At 72.8% G+C, this 26,631-nt stretch carries 22 protein-coding genes and 2 tRNA genes; 12 read left to right on the top strand and 12 right to left on the bottom strand.

Annotated features, from left to right (window positions below; translation table 11 throughout):
* Position 1 precedes the first annotated feature (1 nt).
* From ACFWIS_RS16180 to ACFWIS_RS16170, 3 genes are all read left to right on the top strand, one after another.
* A complete protein-coding gene (locus tag ACFWIS_RS16180; RefSeq protein WP_380461237.1) occupies positions 2-964 on the top strand; it encodes an ABC transporter permease in 963 nt (320 codons plus the stop codon).
* Positions 961-3,018: a dipeptide ABC transporter ATP-binding protein gene (locus tag ACFWIS_RS16175; RefSeq protein WP_380461238.1), complete on the top strand. Its 2,058-nt coding sequence runs from the start codon at positions 961-963 to the stop codon at positions 3,016-3,018. The genes ACFWIS_RS16180 and ACFWIS_RS16175 overlap by 4 nt, the downstream gene beginning before the upstream one ends.
* Before the next feature lie 109 nt (positions 3,019-3,127).
* Positions 3,128-3,201: transfer RNA gene (locus ACFWIS_RS16170), tRNA-Lys, on the top strand.
* A 91-nt stretch (positions 3,202-3,292) separates the two neighbouring features.
* Here the strand turns inward: ACFWIS_RS16170 and ACFWIS_RS16165 are convergent.
* Both ACFWIS_RS16165 and ACFWIS_RS16160 read right to left on the bottom strand, forming a co-directional pair.
* A complete protein-coding gene (locus tag ACFWIS_RS16165; protein WP_380461239.1) occupies positions 3,293-4,195 on the bottom strand; it encodes an alpha/beta fold hydrolase in 903 nt (300 codons plus the stop codon).
* Entirely contained in the window at positions 4,192-5,022 is an 831-nt protein-coding gene (locus tag ACFWIS_RS16160) for a DUF998 domain-containing protein (protein WP_380461255.1), read from the bottom strand. Before ACFWIS_RS16160 ends, ACFWIS_RS16165 begins: the two co-directional genes overlap by 4 nt.
* Positions 5,023-5,239: 217 nt before the next feature.
* Here ACFWIS_RS16160 and ACFWIS_RS16155 point away from each other — a divergent pair.
* From ACFWIS_RS16155 to ACFWIS_RS16145, 3 genes are all read left to right on the top strand, one after another.
* A tRNA-Lys gene (locus ACFWIS_RS16155) sits at positions 5,240-5,313 on the top strand.
* Positions 5,314-5,536: 223 nt separating this feature from the next.
* On the top strand, positions 5,537-7,930 hold the full coding sequence (locus ACFWIS_RS16150; protein ID WP_380461240.1) for a transglycosylase domain-containing protein: 2,394 nt from the start codon (positions 5,537-5,539) through the stop codon (positions 7,928-7,930).
* A 216-nt stretch (positions 7,931-8,146) separates the two neighbouring features.
* Positions 8,147-9,271, top strand: a complete 1,125-nt coding sequence (locus ACFWIS_RS16145; protein ID WP_380461241.1) for a DMT family transporter — start codon at positions 8,147-8,149, stop codon at positions 9,269-9,271.
* 10 nt (positions 9,272-9,281) lie between these two features.
* Here ACFWIS_RS16145 and lepB read toward each other — a convergent pair whose 3' ends face one another.
* Both lepB and ACFWIS_RS16135 read right to left on the bottom strand, forming a co-directional pair.
* Positions 9,282-10,103, bottom strand: coding sequence for a signal peptidase I (gene lepB / locus ACFWIS_RS16140; RefSeq protein ID WP_380461242.1), 822 nt, complete (start codon positions 10,101-10,103; stop codon positions 9,282-9,284).
* 217 nt (positions 10,104-10,320) lie between these two features.
* Positions 10,321-10,656, bottom strand: coding sequence for a chorismate mutase (locus tag ACFWIS_RS16135; RefSeq protein ID WP_380461243.1), 336 nt, complete (start codon positions 10,654-10,656; stop codon positions 10,321-10,323).
* A 236-nt stretch (positions 10,657-10,892) separates the two neighbouring features.
* Between ACFWIS_RS16135 and ACFWIS_RS16130 the strand changes: the two genes are divergently transcribed.
* Positions 10,893-11,318 (top strand): OsmC family protein, encoded by a 426-nt coding sequence (locus tag ACFWIS_RS16130; RefSeq protein WP_380461244.1) that lies wholly within the window; start codon positions 10,893-10,895, stop codon positions 11,316-11,318.
* A 494-nt stretch (positions 11,319-11,812) separates the two neighbouring features.
* Entirely contained in the window at positions 11,813-13,912 is a 2,100-nt protein-coding gene (locus tag ACFWIS_RS16125; protein WP_380461245.1) for a putative bifunctional diguanylate cyclase/phosphodiesterase, read from the top strand.
* Between the two features lie 115 nt (positions 13,913-14,027).
* On the opposite strand, the gene ACFWIS_RS16120 is transcribed toward ACFWIS_RS16125, so the two are convergent.
* Both ACFWIS_RS16120 and ACFWIS_RS16115 read right to left on the bottom strand, forming a co-directional pair.
* Complete coding sequence (locus ACFWIS_RS16120) at positions 14,028-15,119, bottom strand: LLM class flavin-dependent oxidoreductase (RefSeq protein WP_380461246.1); 1,092 nt, start codon at positions 15,117-15,119, stop codon at positions 14,028-14,030.
* Positions 15,120-15,402: 283 nt separating this feature from the next.
* Complete coding sequence (locus ACFWIS_RS16115) at positions 15,403-15,567, bottom strand: hypothetical protein (protein ID WP_380523879.1); 165 nt, start codon at positions 15,565-15,567, stop codon at positions 15,403-15,405.
* A gap of 285 nt (positions 15,568-15,852) precedes the next feature.
* On the opposite strand from ACFWIS_RS16115, the gene ACFWIS_RS16110 reads away from it, so the two are divergent.
* The gene (locus ACFWIS_RS16110) at positions 15,853-16,440 is read left to right on the top strand and encodes a DedA family protein (RefSeq protein ID WP_380461256.1); all 588 of its coding nucleotides are present in this window, start codon (positions 15,853-15,855) and stop codon (positions 16,438-16,440) included.
* A gap of 356 nt (positions 16,441-16,796) precedes the next feature.
* Positions 16,797-18,077 carry a hypothetical protein gene (locus ACFWIS_RS16105; protein WP_380461247.1) on the top strand — a complete coding sequence of 427 codons (1,281 nt, stop codon included), beginning with the start codon at positions 16,797-16,799 and terminating at the stop codon, positions 18,075-18,077.
* Positions 18,078-18,258: 181 nt separating this feature from the next.
* Here ACFWIS_RS16105 and ACFWIS_RS16100 read toward each other — a convergent pair whose 3' ends face one another.
* The 6 genes from ACFWIS_RS16100 to ACFWIS_RS16075 all read right to left on the bottom strand — a co-directional run bounded on the left by ACFWIS_RS16100 (position 18,259) and on the right by ACFWIS_RS16075 (position 24,433).
* Positions 18,259-19,164: an alpha/beta fold hydrolase gene (locus ACFWIS_RS16100; RefSeq protein WP_380461248.1), complete on the bottom strand. Its 906-nt coding sequence runs from the start codon at positions 19,162-19,164 to the stop codon at positions 18,259-18,261.
* Positions 19,161-20,249: a branched-chain amino acid ABC transporter permease gene (locus tag ACFWIS_RS16095; RefSeq protein ID WP_380461249.1), complete on the bottom strand. Its 1,089-nt coding sequence runs from the start codon at positions 20,247-20,249 to the stop codon at positions 19,161-19,163. Before ACFWIS_RS16095 ends, ACFWIS_RS16100 begins: the two co-directional genes overlap by 4 nt.
* Before the next feature lie 248 nt (positions 20,250-20,497).
* Entirely contained in the window at positions 20,498-21,364 is an 867-nt protein-coding gene (locus tag ACFWIS_RS16090) for a branched-chain amino acid ABC transporter permease (RefSeq protein WP_380461250.1), read from the bottom strand.
* Entirely contained in the window at positions 21,364-22,155 is a 792-nt protein-coding gene (locus ACFWIS_RS16085) for an ABC transporter ATP-binding protein (protein ID WP_380461251.1), read from the bottom strand. The genes ACFWIS_RS16090 and ACFWIS_RS16085 overlap by 1 nt, the downstream gene beginning before the upstream one ends.
* A 104-nt stretch (positions 22,156-22,259) precedes the next feature.
* The gene (locus ACFWIS_RS16080; RefSeq protein WP_380461252.1) at positions 22,260-23,153 is read right to left on the bottom strand and encodes an ABC transporter ATP-binding protein; all 894 of its coding nucleotides are present in this window, start codon (positions 23,151-23,153) and stop codon (positions 22,260-22,262) included.
* Positions 23,154-23,158: 5 nt separating this feature from the next.
* Complete coding sequence (locus tag ACFWIS_RS16075) at positions 23,159-24,433, bottom strand: substrate-binding domain-containing protein (protein ID WP_380461253.1); 1,275 nt, start codon at positions 24,431-24,433, stop codon at positions 23,159-23,161.
* Positions 24,434-24,783: 350 nt separating this feature from the next.
* Between ACFWIS_RS16075 and ACFWIS_RS16070 the strand changes: the two genes are divergently transcribed.
* On the top strand, positions 24,784-25,545 hold the full coding sequence (locus tag ACFWIS_RS16070) for a CoA transferase subunit A (RefSeq protein WP_380461254.1): 762 nt from the start codon (positions 24,784-24,786) through the stop codon (positions 25,543-25,545).
* Between the two features lie 106 nt (positions 25,546-25,651).
* Positions 25,652-26,266 carry a 3-oxoacid CoA-transferase subunit B gene (locus ACFWIS_RS16065; RefSeq protein WP_380461257.1) on the top strand — a complete coding sequence of 205 codons (615 nt, stop codon included), beginning with the start codon at positions 25,652-25,654 and terminating at the stop codon, positions 26,264-26,266.
* Positions 26,267-26,631: the final 365 nt, after the last annotated feature.

Below are 26,631 nucleotides of genomic sequence, written 5' to 3'. Positions count from 1 at the left end.
GATGACCGTCGTCGCCGAGTCGGCCGGCCCCGACTCCCCCGCCGGCGCCCCGGCCGGCACCCCCGGACGACCGCCGCGGGCCACCGGCCGCGGCCGGCTCGTACTGGCCCGGCTGCGCGCCGCCCGGGGCGCCGTCGCCGGGGCCGTGCTGATCCTGCTGCTGTTCGCGCTCGCCTTCGGCGGCCCGTACCTGACGCCCTGGGACTACGCCGCCCCCGACTTCACCGCGCTGCACCAACCCCCTTCCGCCGAGCACTGGTTCGGCACCAACGGGGTCGGCCAGGACGTGTTCGCCCAGACCGTCCGGGGGCTGCAGAAGTCACTGATCATCGGCCTGCTGGTGGCCCTGTTCTCCACCGTGCTGGCCTCCCTGGTCGGCGCCTGCGCCGGCTACTTCGGCGGCTGGACCGACCGGGCGCTGATGTTCCTGGTCGACCTGATGCTGGTCTTCCCCAGCTTCCTGATCATCACCGTGGTCTCGCCCCGGCTGCGCAGCAGCGGCTGGATCGCCTTCGTGCTGCTGCTCGCCCTGTTCAACTGGATGATCACCGCCCGGGTGGTCCGCTCGATGACCGTCTCCCTGCGCGAGCGCGAATTCGTGCGCGCCGCACGGTTCATGGGCGTCCGGCCGCTACGGATCATCAGCCGGCACATCCTGCCGAACGTCGCCTCCTTCCTCATCGTCGACGCCACCATCGCGGTCGGCGGCGCGGTGATGAGCGAGACCGCGCTCTCCTACTTCGGCTTCGGCGTCCGGCCGCCGGACGTCTCGCTCGGCACCCTGCTCGCCGCCGGGACGAGCGAAGCCCCGGTGTTCCCCTGGATGTTCTACTTCGCGGCCGGGCTGCTGGTGCTGTTCGTGCTCGCCGTCAACCTGGTCGGGGACGGGCTGCGCGACGCCCTGGACCCCACCGCCCAGGGCGCGCCCCGGCGTTCCCGCCGCCCCCGGAGGAAGCAGAAGTGACCACCGCCGTCGAAACCCCGCTGCTCGCCGTCCGGGACCTGCGGGTGGACTTCGCCGGCCCGCACGGCCCGGTGCCCGCCGTACGCGGGGTGGACCTCACCCTGCGGCGCGGCGAGACCCTCGGCATCGTCGGCGAGTCCGGCTCCGGGAAGTCCGTCACCGCGCTGTCCGTGCTCGGGTTGCTGCCCGGCACCGCCCGGGTCTCCGGCTCGGTGCGGCTCGACGGCCGGGAGCTGGTCGGCCTGCCCGGCAGGGAGCTCGCCGCGATCCGCGGCCGCAAGGTCGCCATGGTGTTCCAGGACCCGCTGTCCGCCTTCACCCCGGTCTACCGGATCGGCGACCAGATCGCCGAGGCCGTCCGGGTGCACCAGCCGGTCGACCGGGCCACCGCCCGCCGCCGGGCCGCCGAACTCCTCGACCTGGTCGGCATCCCGGCGCCCGACCGGGCCCTGGACAGCTTTCCGCACGAGTTCTCCGGCGGTATGCGCCAGCGCGCGATGATCGCCATGGCCATCGCCAACGAGCCCGACATCCTGCTCGCCGACGAACCCACCACCGCCCTGGACGTCACCATCCAGGCCCAGGTGCTCGACGTGCTGCGCACCGCCCGGCGGGAGACCGGCGCGGCCCTCGTCCTGGTCAGCCACGACCTCGGGGTGATCGCCGGCGCCGCCGACCGGGTCGCCGTGATGTACGCGGGCCGGGTGGTCGAGACCGCCGGGGTGGACGAGCTGTTCGCGGCCCCGCGCCACCCGTACACCCTCGGACTGATCGGCGCGCTGCCCCGACTGGACGGTGGCGGCGGCCCGCTGGTGCCGATCCCCGGCGCCCCGGCGCCGATGGCCGAACTGCCGCCCGGCTGCCCCTTCGCCACCCGCTGCCCGCTGGCCGAGGCGCGCTGCTCGGCGACGGAGCCCCCGTTGAGCGGGGACGACGGGCACCTGGCCGCCTGTGTGCGCTCGGCCGAGCTGGCCGAGGGGCGGCCCGCGCCGAGCGAGGTGTACCCGGTGCCGGAACTGCCGTCCGGGCCGGCGACCGGGGACCGCTCCGAGCGGGCGCCGGTACTGGCGGTCAGCGGGCTCGGAAAAACGTTTCCGCTGCTCAAGGGCGCGGTTTTCAAGCGCAAGGTCGGTGAGGTCTACGCGGTGGACGGCGTCGACCTCGACCTGCGGGAGGGCGAGACCCTCGGCCTGGTCGGGGAATCCGGCTCCGGCAAGTCCACCACCCTGTTCGAACTGCTGAGACTGGGCGCCCCGGAGACCGGCCGGATCGAACTCCTCGGCCACGACACCGCCCGGCTCACCCGGGCCGAGGCCCAGCGGCTCCGGGCCGAGCTGCAGATCGTCTTCCAGGACCCGATGGCCAGCCTCGACCCCCGGATGCCGATCGGCGACATCGTCGCCGAGCCGCTGCGCGCCCAGCGCGCCCCGCGCGAGGAGATCGCCCGCCGGGTGCCCGAACTGCTGCACCAGGTCGGCCTCGACCCGGACCACGCGGTCCGCTACCCGCACCAGTTCTCCGGCGGGCAGCGCCAGCGCGTCTCCATCGCCCGGGCCCTGGCCGTCCGGCCGAAGCTGCTGGTGCTGGACGAACCGGTCTCCGCCCTGGACGTCTCGATCCAGGCCGGGGTGCTCAACCTGCTGCAGTCGCTCAAGGCCGAGCTCGGGCTGTCCTACCTGTTCGTGTCGCACGACCTCTCGGTGATCCGGCACCTCGCCGACCGGGTCAGCGTGATGTACCTCGGACGGACGGTCGAGCAGGGCGAGGTGTCCGCCGTCTTCGACCGCCCCCGCCACCCGTACACCCGGGCCCTGCTCTCCGCCGTCCCGCTGCCGGACCCCGCCGCCGAACGCGCCCGCGACCGCATCCTGCTCGCCGGGGACCCACCCTCCCCCACCGAGCGCCGCACCGGCTGCCCGTTCCGCACCCGCTGCCCGCTCTACGCCGGGCTCGCGGACCCGACGGCCCGGGCGCGGTGCGAGCAGGAGCGGCCGACGCTCGAGGGCGACCGGACGGCGGCCGACCAGCAGGCCGCCTGCCACCACCCGGCCTGACGGGGAGGGAGCGACCGGCGGGGAGGAGGATGCGCGTTACGCCGGGTGATCAGCCGAATACGATTCGGCGGATCGGTCCGGTGCCGTGTACTGTCTTCCACGTCAGCAAGCGCCGCTAGCTCAGTTGGTTAGAGCAGCTGACTCTTAATCAGCGGGTCCGGGGTTCGAGTCCCTGGCGGCGCACATGGCAAGGTCTCAGGCCGTCCACTCCGATGGGCGGCCTGAGGCGTTTCTCGGAGCGACTGCCGTCCCCCCCGGGGCGGCGGGCGACGTCTCAGTGGGTGTCGAGGACGGCGGAGGCCACCGCGTCCGGGCGGTCGAACATCACCAGGTGCCCGGCCGGCGCCGTGGTCCGGAAGTCGGCCCCGAGCAGCGCCGCGAGCTCCCGCTGCTCGGCCAGCCAGGACTCGGTGCGGCCGTTCCGGCAGCCGTCGTCGGCGGCCAGCACGGTGACCGGCAGTTCCTCGGACAGCGGCCGGGTGCGCCGCAGCCCGTCCAGCTCGGCGGCCATGTCGAGGTAGCGCCCGTTCTCCCGGAGCAGCGCGCGCAGCGCCCGGCCGGTGCGGTAGCAGTGCCGGACCAGCGGCGCCGGGGCGAGGTCCTCGCGGCGGACGGTGGACAGCCGGGCGGTCACCCGGCGCGCGGTCGGGCCGAACAGGTACGGCACCGCGAGCGCGGTCGCGAGGCCGGCCGCCGCCCGGGCCGCGAGGTCCCGTACGACCGGCGCCGGGTACGGGCGGGCCCCCGGTTCCACGCTGCCGTCGACCAGGACCAGTCCGGCGGCCCGCTCCGGGTGCAGCCGGGCGAAGGCCTCCACGTGGAAGCCGGCCAGCGAGTGGCCGACCACGGTGCAGGGCCCGTCCAGCCCGAGGCCGTCCAGCACCGCGCGGATCCGCCCGGCCTCGCCGGCCAGCGTCGGGGCGGGCCGCCGCCCGGTGGCCGGTTCGGCGGCGCTGAGCCCGTAGCCGGGCCGGTCGAAGCGGACGACCGTGCGGTACGGGGTGAGGAAGGGGACGACGAGGTCCCAGTCGAACCAGCTGCTGCCGAGGCCGCCGGTGAGCAGGCAGACCGGGCCGCTGCCCTCGGTGCGGACGTGCAGCGGGACACCGTCGATGCGCAGGAAGCGCGCCCGGGTCGCGGGAGTGTCAGGGGTCGCTGGGGTCTCGGGGGTGGTCATGCCCGCCTCCGGTCGAGGGCCGGGCCGCCCGAGTCGCCCGTGCGGGCCGGGCCGCTGGGGCGGGCTGTGCGGGCCGAGCGAGCCGGGCCGCCGGGGCGGGCTGTGCGGGCCGAGCGGGCGACGGCCACGGCGAGGACGCCCAGCCAGAGCGCGACGAGCAGCACCTGGAGCCGCTGCCCGGCGCCGAGCGCCCAGGTGCCCCGCCCGGCCTGGAAGGCGGCGATCGCCCCGAGGCTCCAGCCGGTGGCCAGCAGTTCCGCGCCGAGCAGCCAGGGCCCGAGCCTGCGTACGGCCGGCCAGCGGTGGTGCCGCCGGGCGGCGACGGTGAGCGCGGCCAGTCCGGTGAGCGCGCCGAGCATGGCGAGGCTGCTGGTGACGGCGTGCGCGGTATGGGTGGCCGGGACCAGCCCGGCGGTCTCCCGGGCGGCGCACATCTCGTCACTGGTGGGAGCGCAGCTGAGCGGCAGCCGGGAGTCGGCGGCGGTCGCGGCGCCGAACAGCGCCAGGGCGGACCAGCCGGCCAGCACCCAGCGATCGCCGCGGCCAGGGACGCCGGGATCGCGGCCGGGGACGCCGGGATCGCGGCCGGGGACGCCGGGGCGGGGGTCGGAGACGCCGGGGTACCGGGTTTGCCCGGTGACGAGGGCGATGACGGCGGCGGCGAGCACGCAGAGTCCGGCGGCCAGGTCGGTGGCGCGGAAGAGGCCGCCCAGCGGCTGGTCCTCGGCGGCGAGTTCGCTGATGTACGCCTGCACCGGGTCGAGTCCGGTGCTCAGCACCACCTCCAGCACCCACGCGGTGTAGGCCACGGCGCTGAGCAGCAGCAGGGCGGCGACCGCCGTCCGTGCGCGGTCGGACCGCTTCCGGGGGTGGGGGCGTCGGGAGTGGGGGTCGAGGTGTCCGGGCTGGGAGCTGGGCACGCTTCCACCCTAACCGGGCAAGAACTCCGCCCCAACCGGGAGGAAACGGGCGCCCGGAGCATCGGCGGGGCGGGCATGGTTCGAGGCACTCCCCGGAACCGTGTATTGTTTTCCAGGTCAGCAAGCGCCGCTAGCTCAGTTGGTTAGAGCAGCTGACTCTTAATCAGCGGGTCCGGGGTTCGAGTCCCTGGCGGCGCACAGACAGTTGGGGAGCCTCTCGCAGCAGCGAGGGGCTCCCCGATTTTTTGGCCCTCGATGTCCGTTTTATGTGTGATGTCGGTCTCGATTGCCGTTCCGGTGGAGCCATTGGGCCCGCCCGGCTCGTCCAGGGCAGTAAACCGGAATCGGGACAAAGGTCCCTAACCACCGATGTCCCCGTCTGTGCAGGCTGGCCCGGTCCGCCCGCAGGAAAGGCCGCGCCTTGTTCCGAAACGCCCAGAGCGGCCGGCAGCCGATCGGCCTCCGGCCGGTCAAACGGCTCAAGCGCTCCACCACCCCACCGGGCGGCAAGAAGCCGCGCCGCCCCAAGCGCACCGGCTGGCGCCGGCTGATACCCACCTGGCGGATGACGCTGCTCGGCCTCGCCTCGGCGCTGCTGCTAGGCGTCGGCCTGTTCGCGCTGGGGGTCGCGCTGGTGAAGGTCCCGGACGCGCACGCCGCCGCGACCGCCCAGAGCAACACCTGGCTCTACTCCGACGGCTCGGTGATCACCCGCACCGGCCAGACCAACCGGCAGAACGTCGGCCTGGACAAGGTCTCCCCCGCCGCCCAGCACGCGGCACTGGCCGCCGAGGACCGCAACTTCTACAACGAGGGCGCCGTCAACGTGCAGGGCCTGGTCCGGGCCGCCCTCAACACCGCCAAGGGCGAGGGCACCCAGGGCGGCTCCACCATCACCCAGCAGTACGTGAAGAACACCTACCTGGACCAGAAGCAGTCGATCACCCGCAAGGTGAAGGAACTCTTCATCTCCATCAAGGTGGACGCCACCGAGAGCAAGGACGACGTCCTCTCCGGCTACCTGAACACCTCCTACTACGGGCGCGGCGCCTACGGCATCCAGGCCGCCGCCCAGGCGTACTTCGGCGTCGACGCCTCCGCGCTCAATCCGGCCCAGGGCGCCTACCTGGCCACCCTGCTGAACGCCCCGAGCGCCTACGACGTGGCCACCGCGACCCCGGCGGGCAAGCAGAACGCCGTCAACCGCTGGAACTACGTCATGGACGGCATGGTCAAGGAGGGCTGGCTCTCCGCCGACGAGCGGGCCAAGACCACCTTCCCGGACGTCAAGGACCCGCAGCCCAACCCGGGCCTGTCCGGCCAGTCCGGCTACCTGGTGGACGCAGCCACCCAGTACCTCACCTCGAACAACGTCATCAGCGAGACCGAGCTGGCCAAGGGCGGCTACACGATCAAGCTGAGCATCGACCCGAGTCGCCAGCAGGCCCTCCAGGACTCCGTCCAGGCGCAGCTGCACGACACCCTGAACCCGGACAAGCGGAAGAAGGACGCGGCCGCCCAGGCCGGCGCCGCCTCGGTGGACCCGAAGACCGGCGCGGTCGTCGCCCTCTACGGCGGCGTCGACTACGTGAAGCACTACGTCGACAACGCCACCCGGCGCGACTACCAGGCCGGCTCGACCTTCAAGGCGATCGCGCTGGCCGCCGCCTTCGAGAACAACGCCAAGACCCAGGACGGCCGGACCATCACCCCGCGCACCGTCTACGACGGCACCAGCGGCCGCAAGGTCCGCGGCGGCAAGGGCACCCCGTACGCACCGCCGAACGAGGGGGACAAGAGCTACGGCCAGATCACCCTTCAGCAGGCCATCGACTGGTCGGTCAACTCGGCCTTCGCCCAGCTCGCGCAGGACACCGGTCTGCAGAAGGTCAAGGACACCGGCATCGCGCTGGGCCTGCCCGGCAGCACCCCGGGCCTGGACCCGGTGCCCTCCATCCCGCTGGGCGCGGCCACCCCGAGCGTGCTCGACATGGCCGGCGTCTACGCCACGCTGGACAACGGCGGCAAGCAGATCACCCCGTGGCTGGTGCAGTCGGTGGACCAGGCGGGCGAGGCCGTGCAGCTGCCCGCGCACAAGACCACCCAGGCGATCAGCACGGACACCGCCAACCGGGTCACCTCGATGCTCCAGGGCGTGGTGAGCGACCCGGGCGGCACCGGCTTCCGAGCCCAGGCGCTGGGTCGCCCGGTGGCGGGCAAGACCGGCACCACCGACGACCAGAAGTCCGTCTGGTTCGTCGGCTACACCCCCGAGCTGGTCACCTCGGTGGCCCTGTTCGGCCAGGACCCGGGCACCGGTGCCCAGGTCAGCCTGAGCGGCGTCGGCGGGATCAACGGCGCGGCGGGCGGCCAGTTCCCGGCGCAGATCTGGACCAGCTACATGAAGGCCGCGCTCAAGGGCCAACCGGTCAGCGACTTCCCGACCCCGGCGGACGGCGGCGACTCCGGCGCCACCGACCTGCCGACCGCCCCGAGCACACCGAGCGGTACCCCGTCGACCGGCAGCGCCACGCCGAGCACCGGCACCGGCACCGGCACCGGGCAGGGCGACACCTCCGGCGCGGGCTCGTCCGGCGGTTCGGGTTCCGGCTCCGGTTCCGGCGGCGGCACCGGGCCGACCACGGACCCGACCGGGCAGCCCACCACCCAGCCCACCTCGCGACCCACCGGCCGGCCGACCACCCGGCCGACGCCGACCACCCAGCCCACCACGAGCCCGACCGGCCAGCCGACCACCCAGCCCACCGGCGGGACGGGCGCGCTCTCGGGGGCGGGGGCCAGGACCGGGAACTGACCGGCTCCGGGCCGCACCGCCCTCACACCGACGCCCGTCGGCCACCGACCTCGCTCGGTGGCCGGCGGGCGTCGGTGTCTCGATGCGCCGGCGGGCGTCGGTGTCTCGATGCGCCGGCGGGTTGAGGTGAGGGCGCCTTTACGGACAGTTGGAACCAGGACCGAATGACGAAATGGCGCCTTACCGAAGCGTCGATATGACTGTCAGAATGCGCCAGTGCACAGATCAACGGCCTCGCCCACCCTCCCACCAGGCCGAACCCTCGGCCTCGGCCTCGCGCTGGTGTCCGCCTTCGCGTTCGGCGGTTCCGGCACCGCGGCCAAGCCGCTGATCGAGGCCGGGCTCTCCCCCATGCACGTGGTGTGGCTCCGGGTCACCGGCGCGGCCGTGGCCCTACTCCCGATCGCCTACCGGCACCGGGACGCCGTCCTGCGCCGCCCCGGCCTGATGCTCGGCTTCGGCCTGCTCGCCGTGGCCGGTGTCCAGGCCTGCTACTTCGCCGCGATCTCCCGCATCCCGGTCGGCGTCGCCCTGCTCATCGAGTACCTCGGGCCGCCGCTGCTGATCGGCTACGTCAAGTTCGTGCAGCGCAAGCCGATCACCCGGGGCGCTGCCATCGGTGCCGGCGTCGCGGTGGCCGGGCTGGCCTGCGTGGTGGAGGTCTGGAACGGCCTGAGCTTCGACGCGCTGGGCGTGCTGTTCGGCCTCGGCGCGGCCTTCTGCCAGGTCGGCTACTTCCTGCTCGCCGACGCCGGCCGCCGGGGCGAGCGCCCGGTCGACCCGCTGGCCGTCAGCGCGTTCGGGCTGCTGATCGGCGCCGTGCTGCTCACCGTCCTCACCCGGCCCTGGCAGGCCGACTGGAGCCTGCTCGGCGGGTCCGTGGTGATGAACGGGCACAGCCTGCCCGCGCTGATCCCGGCCGCCTGGATGGTGCTGATCGCGACCGTGCTCGCCTACCTCACCGGCGTCATCTCCGTCGGCTACCTCTCGCCTCCGGTCGCCGGGGTGGTGGCCAACCTGGAGGCGGTCGTCGCCACCGTGCTGGCCTGGGTCCTGCTCGGCGAACACCTGGGGCTGCCCCAGGTCACGGGCGGTCTGCTGGTGCTGGCGGGCGCGGTCGCCGCGCAGACCAGCAAGCCGTCGGCGGTGGAGGCGGTTGCGGAGGACGGCGGTGGAGGAGCGGTCACCGTCGCCGGTTCCGCTCCCGTCACCGGTTCCGTCGCCGCTCCCGTCACCGCCGCGGGGGCGACGGGCCTGGGTGCGACGGGCCTGGGGGGAACGGCCTCCGGGGCGATGACCTCGGGTGCGACGGCCTCCGGAGTCGCTGGCGCGGACCTCTAGTCCGGCCGGGTCAGCGGCCGGTCCAGCCGAACCAGTCGAAGTGACCGATCGGCCACACCACGGCCGACACCGGGCCGACCACGTTGCCCACCGGCACGGCGCCGCCGCCCGGGCCCTGCCGGTGCCAGCGGGAGTCCGCCGAGTCGCTCCGGTGGTCGCCCTCGACCCAGATGTAGCCCGAGGGCACCGTCACCGGGCCGAAGTCCATGCCCGCGCAGGAGTCGTCACCGGGGTGCAGGTACGGCTCGTCGACCTTCTTGCCGTTGACGGTCAGTGTGGTGCCGGCGCACTGCACGGTCTGCCCGCCGGTCGCGATGACCCGCTTGACCAGGTAGTTGTCGTCCTTCGGCGGCACCAGCCCGACGAAGCTCAGCACCGAACTCACCGCGTCGGTGAACGGGTTCGAGTCGACCGGCTGCGGCGGCAGCCAGTTCCCCGGGTCCTTGAACACCACCGGCTGCCCCGGCTCCGGCTCCCAGCCGGTCAGCGGCGCGAGCTTGTTCACGCCGACCCGGTCGCCGACCCGCAGGGTGTTCTCCATCGAGCCGGACGGGATGGTGAAGACCTGGAACAGGCAGGTCTTGATCAGCAGCGCGACCACCAGTCCGACGACCACCATCACCGGCAGCTCGATCCACCACGGCCGGGGCCGACGCCCCGCCCGGCGGGCCTTGCGACCACGCGGACCGCCGGCCCGACGGCGGGCCTCGGCACGGCCACCGGGCGCGTCCTGATCGTTCCCGGCGACCGGTACGGCCGCTACGGCCGGTAGGGCCGACCCGGCGGGTCCGCTGGGAGCTCCGCTGGGCGTTTCGGGCAGGTTCACCGCCATCGTCGCTGCTCCACCTCTCCGGCTGGGGAAACCTGCACGCTACGCCAACCGGGGAGCCGCACGAAATCCGGGACTTAGCCCCTCCCGACATCACCGGACTGCGGGCCGCCGCCGGAGGGCGGCCCCGGTCGCCGTCGGTTCACGCCGGCCGGGAGGCTGCCGCTGCGGGCGGACCGGGGTCCTCGCCGGCCCCGGTCCGCCCTCAGCGGTGGCGCGTTCAGGCGCGGGCGATGGCCTCGTGGTGGCGGATGACCTCGGCGATGATGAAGGTCAGGAACTTCTCCGCGAAGACCGGGTCGAGCTTGGCCCCGGCGGCCAGCTCCCGCAGCCGCTTGATCTGGTCGCGCTCCCTGGCCGGGTCGGCCGGCGGCAGCTTGTGCTCGGCCTTGAGCCGACCGACCCGCTGGGTCGCCTTGAAGCGCTCGGCCAGCATGTGGACCACCGCGGCGTCGATGTTGTCGATGCTCTCGCGCAGGCTGGTCAGCTCCGCCCGTACCGCGTCGTCGATCCCCTCGGGCACGCCGGCGTCGGGGGTCGTGGGCTGGTCCGTCATCGGGGCGGCTCCCGGTGTCTGGGGTGGGCGCCCGACCGTACGGCGGCCGGGCTCGGGCCCCGGCAAATCTAACAGGGCCCCCGCGCCGGACTGCCACCGTTCGGGGGAACCGTCCGGCATCCGGACAGCCGACGGACCGTCCGCCGCCCCGCTCCGCGACGGGGCTGCCCGTAGGGTGGTGCGTGCATGACCGGAAGTGACGACTCAGCAGTCCCTCAGCCCTGGAGGAACCGATCGTGGCAACCACCCGCACCGCCCGCACCGCCTGGGAGGGCGACCTCCTGCACGGCAAGGGGCAGGTGACCTTCGCCTCCTCCGGGATCGGCGAGTACCCCGTCTCCTGGCCGGCCCGCGCCGAGGAGCCCAACGGCAAGACCAGCCCCGAGGAACTCATCGCGGCCGCCCACTCCGCCTGCTTCTCGATGGCCCTCTCGCACGGCCTCACCGGCGCCGGGAGCCCGCCCACCAGCCTGGACACCCAGGCCGACGTCACCTTCCAGCCCGGCACCGGTATCACCGGCATCCACCTGACCGTCACCGGCGAGGTGCCCGGGCTGGACGAGGCCGGCTTCGTCCGCGCCGCCGAGGACGCCAAGGCCAACTGCCCGGTCAGCCAGGCCCTGACCGGCACCACCATCACCCTCACGGCCAAGCTGGCCTGACCGCCGCCCCGGCCCGGCCGGGGCGCACCCCGGTCTCGCCCCCGGCGCACAATCGGCGCCCGGGGGCGCGGCTTCGGCGCACGCGCCCCCGACGCACCTCAGGTGAGGTGTACCGGGGGCGTCCGAACGTTCCGCCATGCATGATCACAAACGGGGCGAATCACCCTGCCGGCGGTCACCGCGCGTTGCCGTCGCGGCCTATGATCGGCCGAAGCGCCCTGTTCTCCACCCGGGTCCCCGCGCGACAACGCCCCACGGCGGACGCCCCGCAGCGGACCGACCCCGAGGCCCCGACAGAGTGCGGAGCCGGCCACCGGAATCCCGATCGGCCTGGCGGACCATCGTCAAGTGTCAGCAGCGGACGGGAGCATGCCGTGCCGGGCCAGAACGAGGGGGCCGACGCACACCACCCAGGCGTGCGACACGAGGAATCGTCACACCACCGCCACCTCGCAGCGCCGGCCGCCTCCCCCGCCGCGGCTACGGCCACCGCCATGGCTACGGCTACGGCCTGCGGCACCCTGGAGGACCCGGGGGTGCTGCTCTGCCCGACCTGCTCGGCCCCGCTGGCGGACGGCCCGCACTCCGGTGCCGTCGACGCCCCCGGCGGGCCGGACGGCGGCCCCGACCGGCTGATGGCGGCGCTCCGGGCCAGTGAGTCCCGGTTCCGCGCCGCCTTCTGCGATGCCGTCATCGGCATGGCGCTGATCGACCCCGAGGACCGGATCATCGAGGTCAACCCCGCCTTCGCCGCCCTGATCGGCCGCGACGTCGGCGAGCTGGCCCGCACCCACCTGCACGAGATCATCGACCCGGAGGGCCTGCCGCACCGGCTCTTCGCCGGGCTCGTCCACGGCGGGCGGGAACGGTTCCGGGTGGAGAAGCAGCTGCGGCACCGCGAGGGCCACACGGTCTGGAGCAAGGTGACCGTCTCGCTGATCCGGGACCCTGCCGGGCAGCCGCTCTACACCCTCGCGCTGGTCGAGGACCTCACCGAGCAGCGCCGGCTCGGCGACCGCCTGGAGTACCAGGCCCTGCACGACCCGCTGACCCGGCTGCCCAACCGGACCTTCTTCTTCGAACGGCTCGACGCCGCCTGCCTGCCGGGCACCGGGGACCAGCGCACGGCTCCCGAGTCGGTGGCGGCGGTGGCTGCGCCGGTTGCGGCGGTTGCGGCGGACGGACGGCGGGTGGGCGTCTGCTACCTGGACCTGGACGGCTTCGCCGCGATCAACGAGACCCTCGGCCACCACGTCGGCGACCAGCTGCTGATCGCCGTCGCCGCCCGACTGCGGAGCAGTTTCTCCGGACCGGACGCCCACCTGGTGGCCCGGATGGGCGGCGACGAGTTCGCCGTCCTGGTCAGCGACAGCACCGACAGCGCGCAGCTGACCGCGCTGGCCGACCGGATCCTGGAGGTGCTGGAACGTCCCTTCGACGTCGCCGGACACCGGCTGGTGATCACCGCCAGCGTCGGCGTCGTCGAACGGTCGGTGCACGAGACCACCCCGACCGACCTGGTCAAGGACGCCGACGCCACGCTCTACTGGTCCAAGGCCGACGGCCGCGCCCGCTGGACCCTCTACGACCCGGACCGCGGCGCCCACCAGCTCACCCGCCAGCGCCTCGCCACCGCGCTGCGGCCGGCCCTGGAGCGCGGCGAGTTCACCATCGAGTACCAGCCGCTGGTCGGCCTGGCCGACGGCACGGTGCACGGCGCCGAGGCGCTGGTCCGCTGGCGCCACCCCCGGTACGGGACGCTCTCCCCCGACCGCTTCATCCCGCTCGCCGAGGAGTCCGGCGCCATCGTGCCGCTCGGCAAGTGGGTGCTGGAGGAGTCCTGCCGACAGGCCCGGCAGTGGCTCACCGAGTTCCCGGACACCGAGACCTTCGTGAGCGTCAACCTGGCGGCCCGCCAGATCTGGGACTCCGACGTGGTCGCCGACGTCGCCCGGGCCCTCGAACGCACCGGCCTGCCCGCCCGGCTGCTCCAGTTGGAGATCACCGAGAGCGCCCTGCTCGGCCCCGGCGGCCGACCGCTGCAGGCCCTGCAGGCGCTCGCCGACATGGGCGTGCGGATCGCGATCGACGACTTCGGCACCGGCTACTCCAACCTGGCCTACCTCTCCCGGCTGCCGGTGCACGTCCTGAAGCTCGACGGGACGTTCATCGAGGGCTTCCGCGACCCGGCGCCGGTCGCCGCCGCGGGCACGGCGGCGACGGACCGACCTGGCGGGTCCGACGGGTCGGACCGGTCTGGCGGGCCAGGCGGGCCTGACCGGTCTGGCGGGTCAAGCGGGTCCGACCGATCTGGCGGGCCGGGCGGGTCCGGTGGGCCTGACCGGCCGACCCTTCCGGCACTCCGCTCCCGGCGCAGCGACGCGGACGAGCAGATCGTCGGTGCGATGGTGCAGCTGGCCCACACCCTCGGCCTGACCGTCACCGCCGAGGGCATCGAGAGCGCTGCCCAGGCCGAGCGGCTCCGGCTCACCGGCTGCGACACCGCCCAGGGCTGGTACTTCGCCCGGCCCGGCGAGGCCGAACTGGTCGCGGCCATACTCCGGGAGGGCCGCCCCGCCCCGACCGGCCGTTGAGGCAGGCGGGGCGGGAGCGGAAGGTGCGAGCCGGAAGCGGGAGCATCGGCGCTCGGCAGTCGTCGTCCGGCTGTGGCGGTCAGACGCTGTCGGTCAGGCCTTGGCGGTCAGACCGTCAGGCCGTGGCGGCAAGGCCGTACGCCTCGGCGATCAGGCCGTAGGACCGGAGCCGGGCCTCGTGGCCGTGAATGTGCGAGGTGACCATCAGCTCGTCCACCCCGGTCCGCTTGCGCAGGGCCTCCAGCCCGTCCGCGACCTGGCCCGGGGCGCCCAGCACCACGTTGTCGAGCCAGCTGTCGATGAAGTCCGCCTCGACCGGGCTGTACGGGTAGTCCTCCGCCTCCTCCGGGGTGGGGATCGGACCGGGGTTGCCGCGCCGCAGCCGGAGCATGCCGAGGGCCGCGGAACGGGCGAGCCGGCGGGCGGCGTTCTCGTCGTCGGCGGCGACGGCGCTCACGCCGATCAGCGCGTACGGCTCGTCGAGCACGGCGGAGGGGCGGAAGGACGCCCGGTACAGGTCCAGGGCCGGGACGGTGTTGGCGCTGCTGAAGTGGTGGGCGAAGGCGAACGGCAGGCCGAGCCGGCCGGCCAGCTGGGCGCTGAAGCCGGAGGACCCGAGCAGCCAGACCGGCGGGCGGCCCTCGCCCTTGGGCACGGCGGTCAGCCGCTCGTACGGGTGGCCGGAGGGGAAGTCGCCGTCCAGGAAGTGGGTCAGTTCGGAGAGTTGCAGCGGGAAGTCGTCCGCGCCCTCGCTGACGCCACGGCGCAGCGCGCGGGCGGTGGCGGGGTCGGTGCCGGGGGCGCGGCCGAGCCCGAGGTCGATCCGGCCCGGGTGCAGGGCCTCCAGCAGACCGAACTGCTCGGCGATGGCCAGCGGTGCGTGGTTGGGGAGCATGACGCCGCCGGAGCCGAGCCGGAGCGTCGTGGTGTGGGCCCCGAGGTGGGCGAGCAGGACGGCCGGGGTCGAGCTGGCCACTCCGGGCATGCCGTGGTGCTCGGCGACCCAGAAGCGGTGGTACCCCCACTGCTCAGCCCGGCGGGCCAGCTCGGTAGTGGCGGCCAGGGCCTCGCTGGGCGTGTAGCCGACGCCGACGGTGGCCAGGTCGAGGATCGAGAGCGGAGCGGGGGCCGTGCCGCGGGCGGTGCCCCGGATCGCCTCGCTGGCCCCCGGCCCGGTTCCGTGCTCCTGCTGGTCCTCGGTGGTCATGCCGTCCGCCCTCCTGGCTGTGGTGGTCCGGCTCTCCTGCGAGCCGGGCCGTCGTGGGCGGCCGCGCGGGCCTCGGAGGCCCGGCGGTCGCTGCTGCCGAGGGACGTCAACCACCGCCACGGGCCCACTGTTCCCGTGCCGGGCGCCCGATGCAGGAGCGATCCCGGTGAGTTCCGGGTGCGTTCCGGGCGCGGTTCGACTGCCGACCGGATGAGATTCGCGTGAGTTTCCGCTGCATCGCGGCCGGTTGAGCACCGGTCGGCCGACCGACCGTTCGGATGACTCAGAGCCAGTGAGCGGACACGGATGGCGACTTCACGCCAGGGTCGGAAGTCGCCAGCCGCATCGCTCGCGATCGGCCGCGGGCATCGGGCAGGCTGGCGATCAGGAGCTGGATCACCGAGCGGATCCGCGTTCCGTCAGCAAGGTCGCCGGGCTGGACCAGCACCGGACGATCCCTGCGAGCCCTCGGCGCGGCACCCCGCCCCGGGGGCTCGTTCCGTTTCCGGCGCTCCTTCGCCGCCCTCACCCGCCGGCCCGTCGCGGCCGAACCCAGTGCCCTGTCCGCCCGCGGGTGGGCCGTGCGGCGCGACCGAACCCTGAAGCCGAGGCCCCTGGTGTGACCTCCGCCGCCCCGGGGTGCTTCATGAGATGAAAAGTCGAGGCGCTAGCGTTGGCCTCAGAGCCACCCGCTCCACCAGGGCGGCGTGGAGGGAGTAAGGCCTTGAACTTCGTGGCGGCGATCGGATCCTCGTGGATCTGCGCCCTTGCGCTCTTCGCCGTACTCGGCGACGCGCTACTCCCCTTCATCCCGAGCGGCACGCTGGTCATCCTGGCCGTGCTCAAGACGGCTCAGATCAACGGCGCTCCGATAATGCTCGGCCTGGGCGTGGCGGTGGCCTCCTTCCTCGGCGACCTCCTGTTGCTGCACCTCGCACGGCGCGGCGCCCCGGTGTTGCAGCGCAGACTGGCCCAGCGTCCGAAACTGGCGGCCAGCGTCGCCAGGGTCCAGCAGTCACTGGTCGAGCGCCCGCACGGCGGGGCGGCCGCGATGGTCGTGGTCGCACGGTTCGTTCCGGCCGGGCGAACCGTCCTGGACCTGGCCATCGGCCATTCCCCCGCCCACCCGCACCGCTTCCTGCACTGGTCGGCGCTGGCGGCGCTGGTCTGGGCCGCCTACATCGTGACGCTGGGCTGGCTGAACAGCCACTGGTTCAACACGGCCTGGCTGAGTCTGGCCGTGTCCTGCGCGGCGGCGACCGCCGTCAGCACCGCGATCGCGCGAATAGTGCGTCGCAACCGGCGGCTGGCCGCGCTCTGACCGGCCCCGGACGGTCGGCGCGATCCGGCCACGGGGCTCCGTCAGGAGCACAATTTTCCCTTACAGGCGATGGCCCGTACCGAGCGCTGACGAACTCTGACCAAGCGGGACAGAGCGGCGGTACCGTACTCCCCTGACGCCGTGCGGTGCGAAGCGTCACAGGACCGCAACAGACGACGAATCCCTGCAGCCCGGTCTGGCGTTCCCCGCGTGTTGACTGTCGTCGGGGCCGGGCGACCTTGGAAACCGCTGCGGCGACATGACATGCTAACGGCGGAATATTCATCAATTGCCCGATTTGACCGGTACGGCCCCGGGCCGCCCTCACCACCGGTCATCGGCACCCAGGGGAGACCATGACCAGCATCTCGCGCAGGACGGTGCTCAGTGCAACCGCGGCGACCGCAGCCCTCGGCGCGGTCTCGGCCTGTTCCAGCGGCGGATCCGGTTCGGGGCAGAACTCCACCTCACCTTCCTCCGGCGGCAGTGGGAACTCCGGCCAGTCCGGCACCACCGACCCGACCCAGGCCGTAGTGCCCAAGGGCAGCCCGATCGGCGACGGCTCCAACGCGGACACCGGCCCGCAGCCGAACCAGCCCAAGCCCGAGAAGCTCAAGCCCGGCGAGCGCCCGCCGCAGTTCGTGGTGTTCTCCTGGGACGGCGCGGGCGGCACCGATGACGGCCAGTTCCCCCGCTTCCTCAAGCTGGCGGAGCAGTACAAGGCCACGATGACCTTCTTCCTCTCCGGCATCTACGCCCTGCCCAAGGGCAAGTCCCAGATGTACCACCCGCCGAAGCACGCGGTCGGCGCCTCCGACATCCCGTACCTGTCGGACGGCGCGGTCAAGAGCACCCTCAAGCTCGTCAGCCAGGCCTGGCTGGCCGGACACGAGATCGGCACCCACTTCAACGGGCACTTCTGCTCCAGCCGTCCGGACAAGAACGGGGTCAACATGTGGACCCCGGAGGACTGGCAGAGCGAGATCGACCAGGCGATCTCCTTCGTCACCCAGTGGCGGACCAACACCGGCTTCACCGACGTCGACCCGCTGCCCTTCGACTACAAGAAGGAGCTCATAGGCGGCCGCACCCCGTGCCTGGAGGGCCAGAAGGCGCTGCTGCCGACCATCGCCAAGCTGGGCTGGAAGTACGACGCCAGCTCCTCCGGTGGTCTGCAGATATGGCCCCAGAAGGTGCAGGACGGCAAGATCTGGGACTTCCCGCTGCAGTCCATTCCCTTCCCCGGGCACACCTTCCAGGTGCTCTCGATGGACTACAACATCCTGGCCAACCAGTCCAGCGGCAGCACCAAGGGCGACCCGTCCAAGTACAACGACTGGCGGACCCAGGCCACCAACTCCTACCTGGCCGGCTTCGAACGCGCCTACAACAGCAACCGCGCACCGTTCTTCGTCGGCAACCACTTCGAGCAGTGGAACGGCGGCATCTACATGGACGCCGTCGAAGAGGCCCTCAAGGCCATCGCCGGCAAGCCCGAGGTCCGGCTGGTCTCGTTCAAGCAGCTGGTCGAATGGCTGGAGGTGCAGGACCAGTCGACCCTGCGCAAGCTGCGCACCCTCAACGTCGGCCAGGCGCCGGCGGGCGGCTGGGAAGCCTTCCTCGGCGCGGCGGGCTGACCCGCCCGGGGCGGACCGGACTCGACAGGACCGGACCGGACCGGACCGGCGGGACTGGACCGGACCGGCGGGACTGGACCGGGACCGGGACCGACGGGATCGGGGCGACGAGGCCTGGACTGACCGTTACGGCCGGCGGGTGTTCGCACCCCGCCGGCCGCGGCCGTTCCGGCTCGGGCGACTACTCGGCCGCGGGGACGTCCGCGAGCAACTTGCGGGCGATGAGGTCGGCCCCCGCCTCGCCCCAGAGGATCGAGTAGTGGTTGGTGTCCGGCACCGGCGAGGCCGGTACCCGATCACGGTCCAGCCCGGACAGCCCGATCCGCTGCTGGTCGTAGAGGCCCTGCGGCTCGTCGAGCAGGCCGCGTTCCGCCCACAGCAGTTCGGCCGGGCAAGGCAGTCGGTGCACGGCCCCGGCAGCCTCTTGGTCCAGCAGGACCTGGGCGCCGTCGGTCTGCACGGCCTCCAGCACACAGGAGGAGCGCAGTTCGGGCTCGGCGCCGACGAGGTCGCGCTGGGTGTAGGCGTCGATCCCGTCGGACCAGTCGTCACCGAGCGCCGGGTGGCGCCGCCAGAACTCCCGGTAGGCGGCGCGGTCCGGGAAGGTCATCGACAGCCGGGCCAGCGCGGGGCCGAGCACCGCGGCCAGGGCGTCCTCCTCGCGGACGCCCTCCGGGAGCGGGAAGCTCAGCGCACCGTCCACCAGCAGGACCCTGCGGACGAGTTGGGGGTGCCGGACGGCGGCCAGCGCGGTGACCCAGGCCCCCATCGAGTGGCCGACGACCGTGACCGGCCCCGCATCAAGGGCGGCGATCAGTGCGGCGACGTCGTCGGCGTGCCGGGCCAACCCGTACGGTCCGGCGACCGAGCGGCTGGCACTGCGGCCCCGGAGGTCGGGCGCGAGCAGGGTGACCCGGCCGGCGAGGCGGCGGGCGACCTCGTACCAGGCCAGGCCGTTGGCGGTGATGCCATGCACCGCCACGACCGTCGGAGCACCCGGTCGGTCGGCCGGCCAGCGTAGGACGGCCAGGTCCCCGCCGGGTACGGGGACGGTCGACTCCTCGGGCTTCAGGGGTGATCGACTCACGCGGGGGTACCTCCGGTGGAGCGGGCGGCGCGTACGCCGGCCGGCGTACGGGCCGAGCGGGCGGATCGGGCGGCGCGGATGCGGGCGGGCAGTCCGGCCAGGCCGCCGGGGAGCAGGTAGACCACGGCGACGAACAGGGTGCCCAGCAGGAACGGGGGTTGGGAGAGCGGGACGCGTAGCACCGCGGGCAGGTCCGCGACCGCGCTCGAGTTGGCGAGGTCCCCGAGGCGGTGGCCGGCCCAGGTGTAGAGCACACCGCCGAGCAGCGGCCCCCAACGGCTGCCGGAGCCGCCGAGGACCACCATGACCAGCAGCGCGAGCGTCGCGTCCGAGCCTGCGGCCTGCGGGGTGGCCCCGCCGGCGAGCAGCAGGTAGACCACTCCGCCCAGCCCGGCGAGCGCGCCGGCCAGCACGAAGGCGACCAACTTGTAGCCGTAGGGCCGCAGTCCGAGCACCTCCACCCGGCGCTCGTTCTCCCTGATGCCCTCCCAGACCCGCCCGGCCGGGGAGTTGACGGCCCAGTGGACCGCGACGACCGTCAGCACCAGGTAACCGACGGCGATCCAGTAGAGGTTGGCGGTGTTCTCGATCCCGAGCAGGCCGGAGGGCAGCAGTTGGGCCGGGGCGGAGCGGCCCTCCTCGCCCCCGGTGACACCACCGGGGTTGCGCTGGACGAGGATCGCGCCGGCCTGGGCGAAGGCGAGGGTGACCATGGAGAAGCCGATGCCGGTGACCCGCAGGCTCACCGATCCGAGCAGCAGGGCCAGCAGGGCGGTGCAGACGACGCCGAACACCGCGGCGGCGGCGAAGGGGAGCCGTAGTTCGAGCATGCCGAGGTCGGTGGCGTAGAGGCCGGTCGCGAAGTAGAGCGCGTGGCCGAAGGAGAGCAGTCCGGTGCGACCGAGCAGGAGGTCGTAGCCGGTGGCGAGGGCCCCGTAGAGCAGGCACAGGGCGATGAGTTGGAGACTTCCGGGGCTGCCGAGCGGGCCGTCGAGCAGTCCCGGGACGGGAAGCGCACTGTATGGGGCGACAAGGAGCGTGATCAGCAGGGCGATCGGCCACCAGCGTAGCGTTCCGTGCAGCACTGTCCAGCGGTTAGTGACTGAATCACCTGTTCGAGGGATGGTGCGGGACTCGTCCCCGTGTTCACAATGGGTTCCGACGAGGCCGGTGTCAGTCCCCCTCGTCATAGTGGTGGTGTCGGCGGAGCTGGTGTCAGTCCCCTCTGCTGACATGGCAATCACGGCAGGGCTGGTGTCAGTCCCCCCTGCCGAGGTGGCGGCGCCGCGGGCGGCCGCGGGGCCACCGGTGCTCGTGATCGGAGTTTCGGCGCTCACGCGAGCCTCCCGGTGAGTCCACGGGGTCGGACCAGAAGCAGCACTGCGAGCAGGACGACGACCGAGAGGTCGCCGAGCCCGGCGCCGGTGTAGTAGTTGGCGAACTGCTGGACGAGGCCGACGCCCACCGAGGCGGCGGCGGCACCGGTCACGGATCCCATGCCACCCATCACCACGACGACGAAGGCGAAGATGAGCAGGCTGGTCCCCTGACCGGGATTGACCGAACCGAAGTAGAGGCCGCCGAGGGCGCCACCGAGCGCGGCGGCCGCCCCACCGATGGCGAAGACGAGGGTGAACGCCTTCCGGACGTCGATGCCGAGCGCGGTGACCATGGCCCGGTCCTCCACGCCGGCCCGGACGATCAGCCCGTAGCGGGTACGGGCGAGGAACAACCGAAGAGTGAGCAACAGCAGCGCGGCGACTGCCACGAGCACGAAGCGGTTGACCGGGACGGTCGCGCCGAACACGTGCCAGGTGCCGGCCAGCAGGGCCGGCTGGGGGAAGGGGCGGGCGTCCGCGCCCCAGATCCCCATGAGCAGGGCGGGTACGGCGAGCCCGACACCGACCGTGGCGAGGATCTGGTCGCGCGGGCGGCTGTAGAGCGGCCGGATCAGGAAGAGCTCCAGGAGGACGGCGGCGGCCGTCCCGACCAGGGTGCCGAACGGCACCGCGAGCCAGAAGGAGAGGCCGGCCTCCGTACCGGCCCACCAGGTCGCATAGGCACCGATGGAGAGCAGGGCGCCGTGCGCGAAGTTGAGCACATCCATCAGACCGAAGATCAACGAGAGACCGGAGGCGACCAGGAAGTACAGCGCACCGAGACCGAGACCAGTACAGGAAAGGAGAACGACGGTGTCCATCAGGGCTTCACCTCCGAGGTGACGACAGGGGCGGCCGAGGAGGCGGCTGGCCGAGGTCCACCGACGAGCGGGTGACGGGAGCCGACGCCGAGCAGGCGGCGGGCGGCCTCCTCGTCGGCCAACAGCTCGGCGGTGTCGCCCCGGTGGGCGGTCCGGCCGTCGGCCAGGACGACGCAGGTGCCGGCCACCCGGCGGACGAGCGCGAGGTTCTGCTCGACCAGGAGAACGGGCACGGCCTCGGCCGCTCGCGCCAGCACCTCGGCCACCTCGGCGACGATCTTCGGCGCCAGGCCCTTGGTGGGCTCGTCGGCGATGATCAGCCGGTTCCGGTTGAGGAGCGTCCGGCCGATCGCCACCATCTGCTGCTGGCCTCCGGAGAGCGTGCCGGCCAACTGTGCCGCCCGCTGCTTGAGTTCGGGGAAGAGTTCATGGACGAGCGAGTAGTTCGGCTCGCCGGCCTCGCCCCCGTCCCGGGCTCCGCGCTCGGCGAGGCGGAGGTTCTCGGCGACCGTCAGGCCGACGAAGATCCCCCGATCCTCGGGCGCATAGCCGATGCCATGACGAACGACCAGATGACCAGGGAGAGAGGAGAGTTCAGCGCCGGAGAGCCGGATGCTCCCGGTTCGCGGCACCAGGCCCATGATGGCCTTCACCGTGGTGGTCTTGCCCGCACCGTTGCGGCCCAACAGTGCGGTGACCCCGGCAGGGGCCACGTCGAGATCAACGCCGTGCAGGATGTGCAACCCGTCGATGACCACCCGCAGGTCGCGGACGGAGAGGAGGGGTTCCACAGCGGACGACCGTGAGGAGGGCGACTGCGAGGAGGACCGACCGGAGGCCGAGGAAGAGAAGGAAGAAGAGGAGGACAGGTGCGTCGAGCGACGCGGAGAAGAGGTCACAACGCCTCGCCCAGATAGGCCTGTTGGACGATCGGGTCGGCCATCACGGCCTCAGGGGTGTCCAGGGCGAGCAGGGTGCCGTGGTGCATCACCGCCAGGCGGTCGGCCAGGCCGAGCAGGACGTCCATGTGGTGCTCGACCATCAGGACGGTCCGGCCGAGATCACGGTGAACGGAACGGATCAGTTCGGTGAGGGTCGGGACCTCCTCAGCACTGACACCGGCCATCGGCTCGTCCAACAGGATCAGCCTCGGGTCGGAGACGAGCAGCACGGCGAGCTCCAGCTTGCGCTTCTCACCGTGCGAGAGCGCTCCGGCCAGGGTGTCGGCACGGTGGGTGAGTTCGGTGCGGTGGAGGGTGTCCGCCACCTGCTCCGCGTAACGGTCGGCGCGGCGCCAGAGGCGGTAGGAGGCGCCCGGCCCGGCCGCCGCCTGGGCGGCCAACCGGACGTGGTCGGCGACGGTCATCCCCGGCCAGAGGGAGGAGGTCTGAAAGGTACGGCCGAGCCCACGGCGGGCCCGGGCGTGCACGGCCTCGGCGGTGACGTCCGCGCCGTCGAGGTGGAGGCTGCCGTTGGTCGCCGGATAGATGCCAGAGATCAGGTTGAAGAGGGAGGTCTTGCCAGCACCGTTGGGCCCGATGAAAGCGATGAACTCGCCTTCGCCGACCGAGAAGGAGACGTCCTCGACGATCGGCACACCACGAACGGACCAGCAGAGTCCGTCCAGTCGCAGCACCGACGCTGTGGGCGAGGTGGAGCGCGGAGAGGAGATGCCCGGATCGGAGGAGTGCGGATCGGAGGACTGCGGAGGGGAGGACTGCGGCGCGGAGTGCGGAGAGGAGCGGTTCGGAGAAGCGGCCGGAGGAGTGGAGGCGGCTGGGGCGGGCATCGGGATCAGCCCGCCATCGGGGTGACCGGGGGCGCCACCTCGTCCGCGGTCAGGGCCTTCTCCACCGACGGCTTGGCCGCGGCCCCGGTACCGGCCAGCCGGACCTGGAACATCGGCTGGAGGAGGGCGTGGTCCTCGGCGCGGACCGTGGTGCGGCCCTTCACCCCGTCGAAGCTCCAGCCCTCCAGCGCCTTGACCAGGGCCGAAGTGTCGTCGACCGAGCCGTGGTTGGCCTCGACGGCGTGCACGATCAGCTGGGCGGCGGTGAAGCCGTCCGGGGTGAAGATGTCGGGCTTGCCGCCCGCGGCGGTGACGGCCTCCGTCATGGCCTTCTCCACCGGGGTGCCGGCGGCCCCGTCGAAGTAGTGGTTCAGGAAGGAGATCTTCTCGCCGGCCGGGCCGAACAGCGGGTACGAGGCGGCCAAGTCCAGGCCGGTGACGACCTTGGTGTCGGTGAACACGTCCTGCTGGTTGAGCGCCGTCCACAGGGCCGAGGCGGTGTCGCCGGCCCAGGCGACGAACAGCAGATCGGGCTTGGCGGTCTTGGCCTGGGTGGCGAAGGGGGTGAGGTCGGTGGCGCTCGGTGGGGCGAGCACCTGCTCCACCGTCGCGCCCTGGGTGCCGAGCACAGCCTTCACGGCGGCCACGTTGGCCTGCCCGAAGGCGTTGTCCTGAGCGAGCACGGTGACCTTCTTGCCCTTGGCATCACCGATGAACGAGGCCGCGGTCCTGATGTCCTGGTAGGACTGCCGACCCGAACGGAAGGTGTACCTGTTCAGACCGGTGACCTTGTCGGCGGCGGCCGGGCCACTGATGAAGAGCACCTTGTTCTGGGCCGCGATCGGGCCGACCTGGAGGGCCACACCGGAGGCAGTGGAGCCGGCCAGGACCTTGTAGCCCTTGCCGATCAGGTCCTTGGCGGCGGACACCGCCTTGGCCGGGTCGCCCGCGTCGTCCTGCTCATCGAACTCGATCCGGTGCCCGTCCACCTCGCCCGTGCCCTTGGTCGCGTAGCCCAGGCCGGCCTTGAAGCCGTCCAGGTACTGCTTGCCGTAGGCGGCCAGCGGACCGGTCTTGGAGTACACCAGGCCGACCTTGACCGGGGCCTTCACGCCGCCACCGTCCGCCGCGGCCGTCCCGGCGGTACCGGCCTTGGCGCAGCCTGCGGCGAGCAGGACACACGCCGCGACGGCGGCGAGCTTCCGGGCCGGGCCACCGGTCAGGGGCCCGCCCGGACGGGCGCCGGAGGCGGTCCTGGTGGGGACTGTGGTGCTGCGCATGGTGACCGACTCCTGAGGGTGCGGCGGGGTGGATGCCGGAACCGTAGGTGTGCGGTGCGACCGGCGACATGTTCCCGGTCGACGTAGCAGCCTGCGGCGATGTGGCTCCGGTCGACATACCGTCGGCCCCGCGCCGCTCTCCGGGCGCCCGGATGTGGTCCGCCGACACCGATCCGGCCCCGTCCATGGCGCCGGCCACCATGGCTGCGGCACCCCGTGCCCGGCGACGGTGGAAGCAGTGCGACGCCGGGCCGTCGCCGCGCATCGCGCCCCCTTCCTCCCCGTTCCTCCTCCCCGTTCCTCCTCCCCTCTCCTTCCCTCTCCCTCCCATATCCTCCTGAGGTGATCCCTTGGACAAGGTCCTGGACTCCCCCGCCACCGCGGTCGGGGACATCCCCGATGGTGCGGTGCTGGCCGTCGGCGGTTTCGGCCTCTGCGGCATCCCGAGCACCCTGATCGGTGGCCTAGTCGACGCCGGCACCACCGGGCTGCGCGTGGTGTCGAACAACTGCGGGGTGGACGACTGGGGGCTGGGCCGCTTGCTGCGGGCGGGCCGGATCGCCCGGATGACCTCCTCGTACGTCGGGGAGAACAAGGAGTTCGCCCGGCAGTACCTGACCGGGGAGTTGGAGGTGGAGCTGACCCCGCAGGGCACGCTGGCCGAGCGGCTGCGGGCCGGCGGCGCTGGCATCCCGGCGTTCTTCACCCCGGCCGGGGTCGGCACCCAGGTCGAGGAGGGCGGGCTGCCCTGGCGCTACGCGCCGGACGGCTCGGTGGCACTGGCCTCACCGCCCAAGGAGGTGCGGGAGTTCCACGGCCGCCGGTACCTGCTGGAGGAGGCGATCACGGCGGACTTCGCACTGGTCCGGGCGGAGGTCGCGGACCGGCACGGCAACTGCGTTTTCCACGCGGCCGCCCGCAACTTCAACCCGCTCTGCGCGGCGGCGGGCCGGATCACCCTGGTCGAGGCGGACCGGATCGTCGAACCGGGCGAGCTGGCACCCGACGCGGTGCACCTGCCCGGGGTGTACGTCGACCGGGTGGTGCCCGCCGATCCCGAGGACCGCCGCATCGAGCGCCGGACCGTCCGCCCCGCCCTCCAGGAGGCCTGAACCCGTGTCCGCTGCTGCCACTGCTGCTGCCGCTCAGCCATCCGCCTCCGGCCCCGCGCCGCTCGACGCCCGCAACGCCCTTGACACCCTCGACGCCCGCAACGCCCTGGCCGCCCGCGCCGCCCGGGAGTTGCGCGACGGGCAGTACGTGAACCTGGGTATCGGTCTGCCGACCCTGATCCCCAACCACCTCCCGCCGGGCGTCCAGGTGGTGCTGCACTCGGAGAACGGGATCCTCGGCGTGGGCCCGTACCCGGTGGCGGGCGCCGAGCACGCCGACCTGATCAACGCGGGGAAGGAGACCGTGACGGTCGCGCCCGGCGCCTCGTACTTCGACTCCGCCTTCTCCTTCGGCATGATCCGGGCCGGCCGGATCGACGTCTCGCTGCTCGGCGCGATGCAGGTGTCGGCGGCCGGTGACCTCGCCAACTGGATGATCCCGGGCCGGATGGTCAAGGGCATGGGCGGCGCGATGGACCTGGTGCACGGCGCCCGCCGGCTGGTGGTCGTGATGGAGCACACCGCTCGGGACGGCTCTCCGAAGATCGTCCGGGAGCTCACGCTCCCGGCCACCGGCAGGCGGGTCGTGGACCGGATCGTCACCGATCTGGCCGTCGTCGACGTGACCCCGGAGGGGCTGCGCCTGGTGGAGACCGCCCCGGGGGTGAGCCCCACCGAGGTGCGGGCGGCTACCGACGCCACTTTGCTTTCCCCGCTCTGACGCCCTGCTGCCCCCGCTCTGAACCGTACCGGCGCACCACGAGCCGCACCGGGGTGCAACGGGCCACCACAGGCCGCGCGGCCCGCGGCCCCGCCCGCGGACGCCGACCGCCGGCCGCCGGCCGCCGAAAACCGCAACGCCCCACCCGGCCGGACCACTTACGGGGAGACGGCTCCCCCCGGTGGTCCGGCCGTTCGCTTTCCCTCCGAGGCATCGTCCAACCACCATCGGGTCGAATTCTTCTGCATTAGCACCATGGCAAGCCACCGTGGCCAGGAACCGTAGTATCTTCACGCCTGAGCGGCGATCGTCTGGTGGAGCGGTTGCGATCGACGTTACGCTCCAGGAGAGTTGAGCAAGCCGGG

This window comes from Kitasatospora sp. NPDC127060 (genome assembly GCF_042724935.1).
GTDB lineage: Bacteria > Actinomycetota > Actinomycetes > Streptomycetales > Streptomycetaceae > Kitasatospora.
This window is presented reverse-complemented; position numbering and strand designations above follow the sequence as displayed.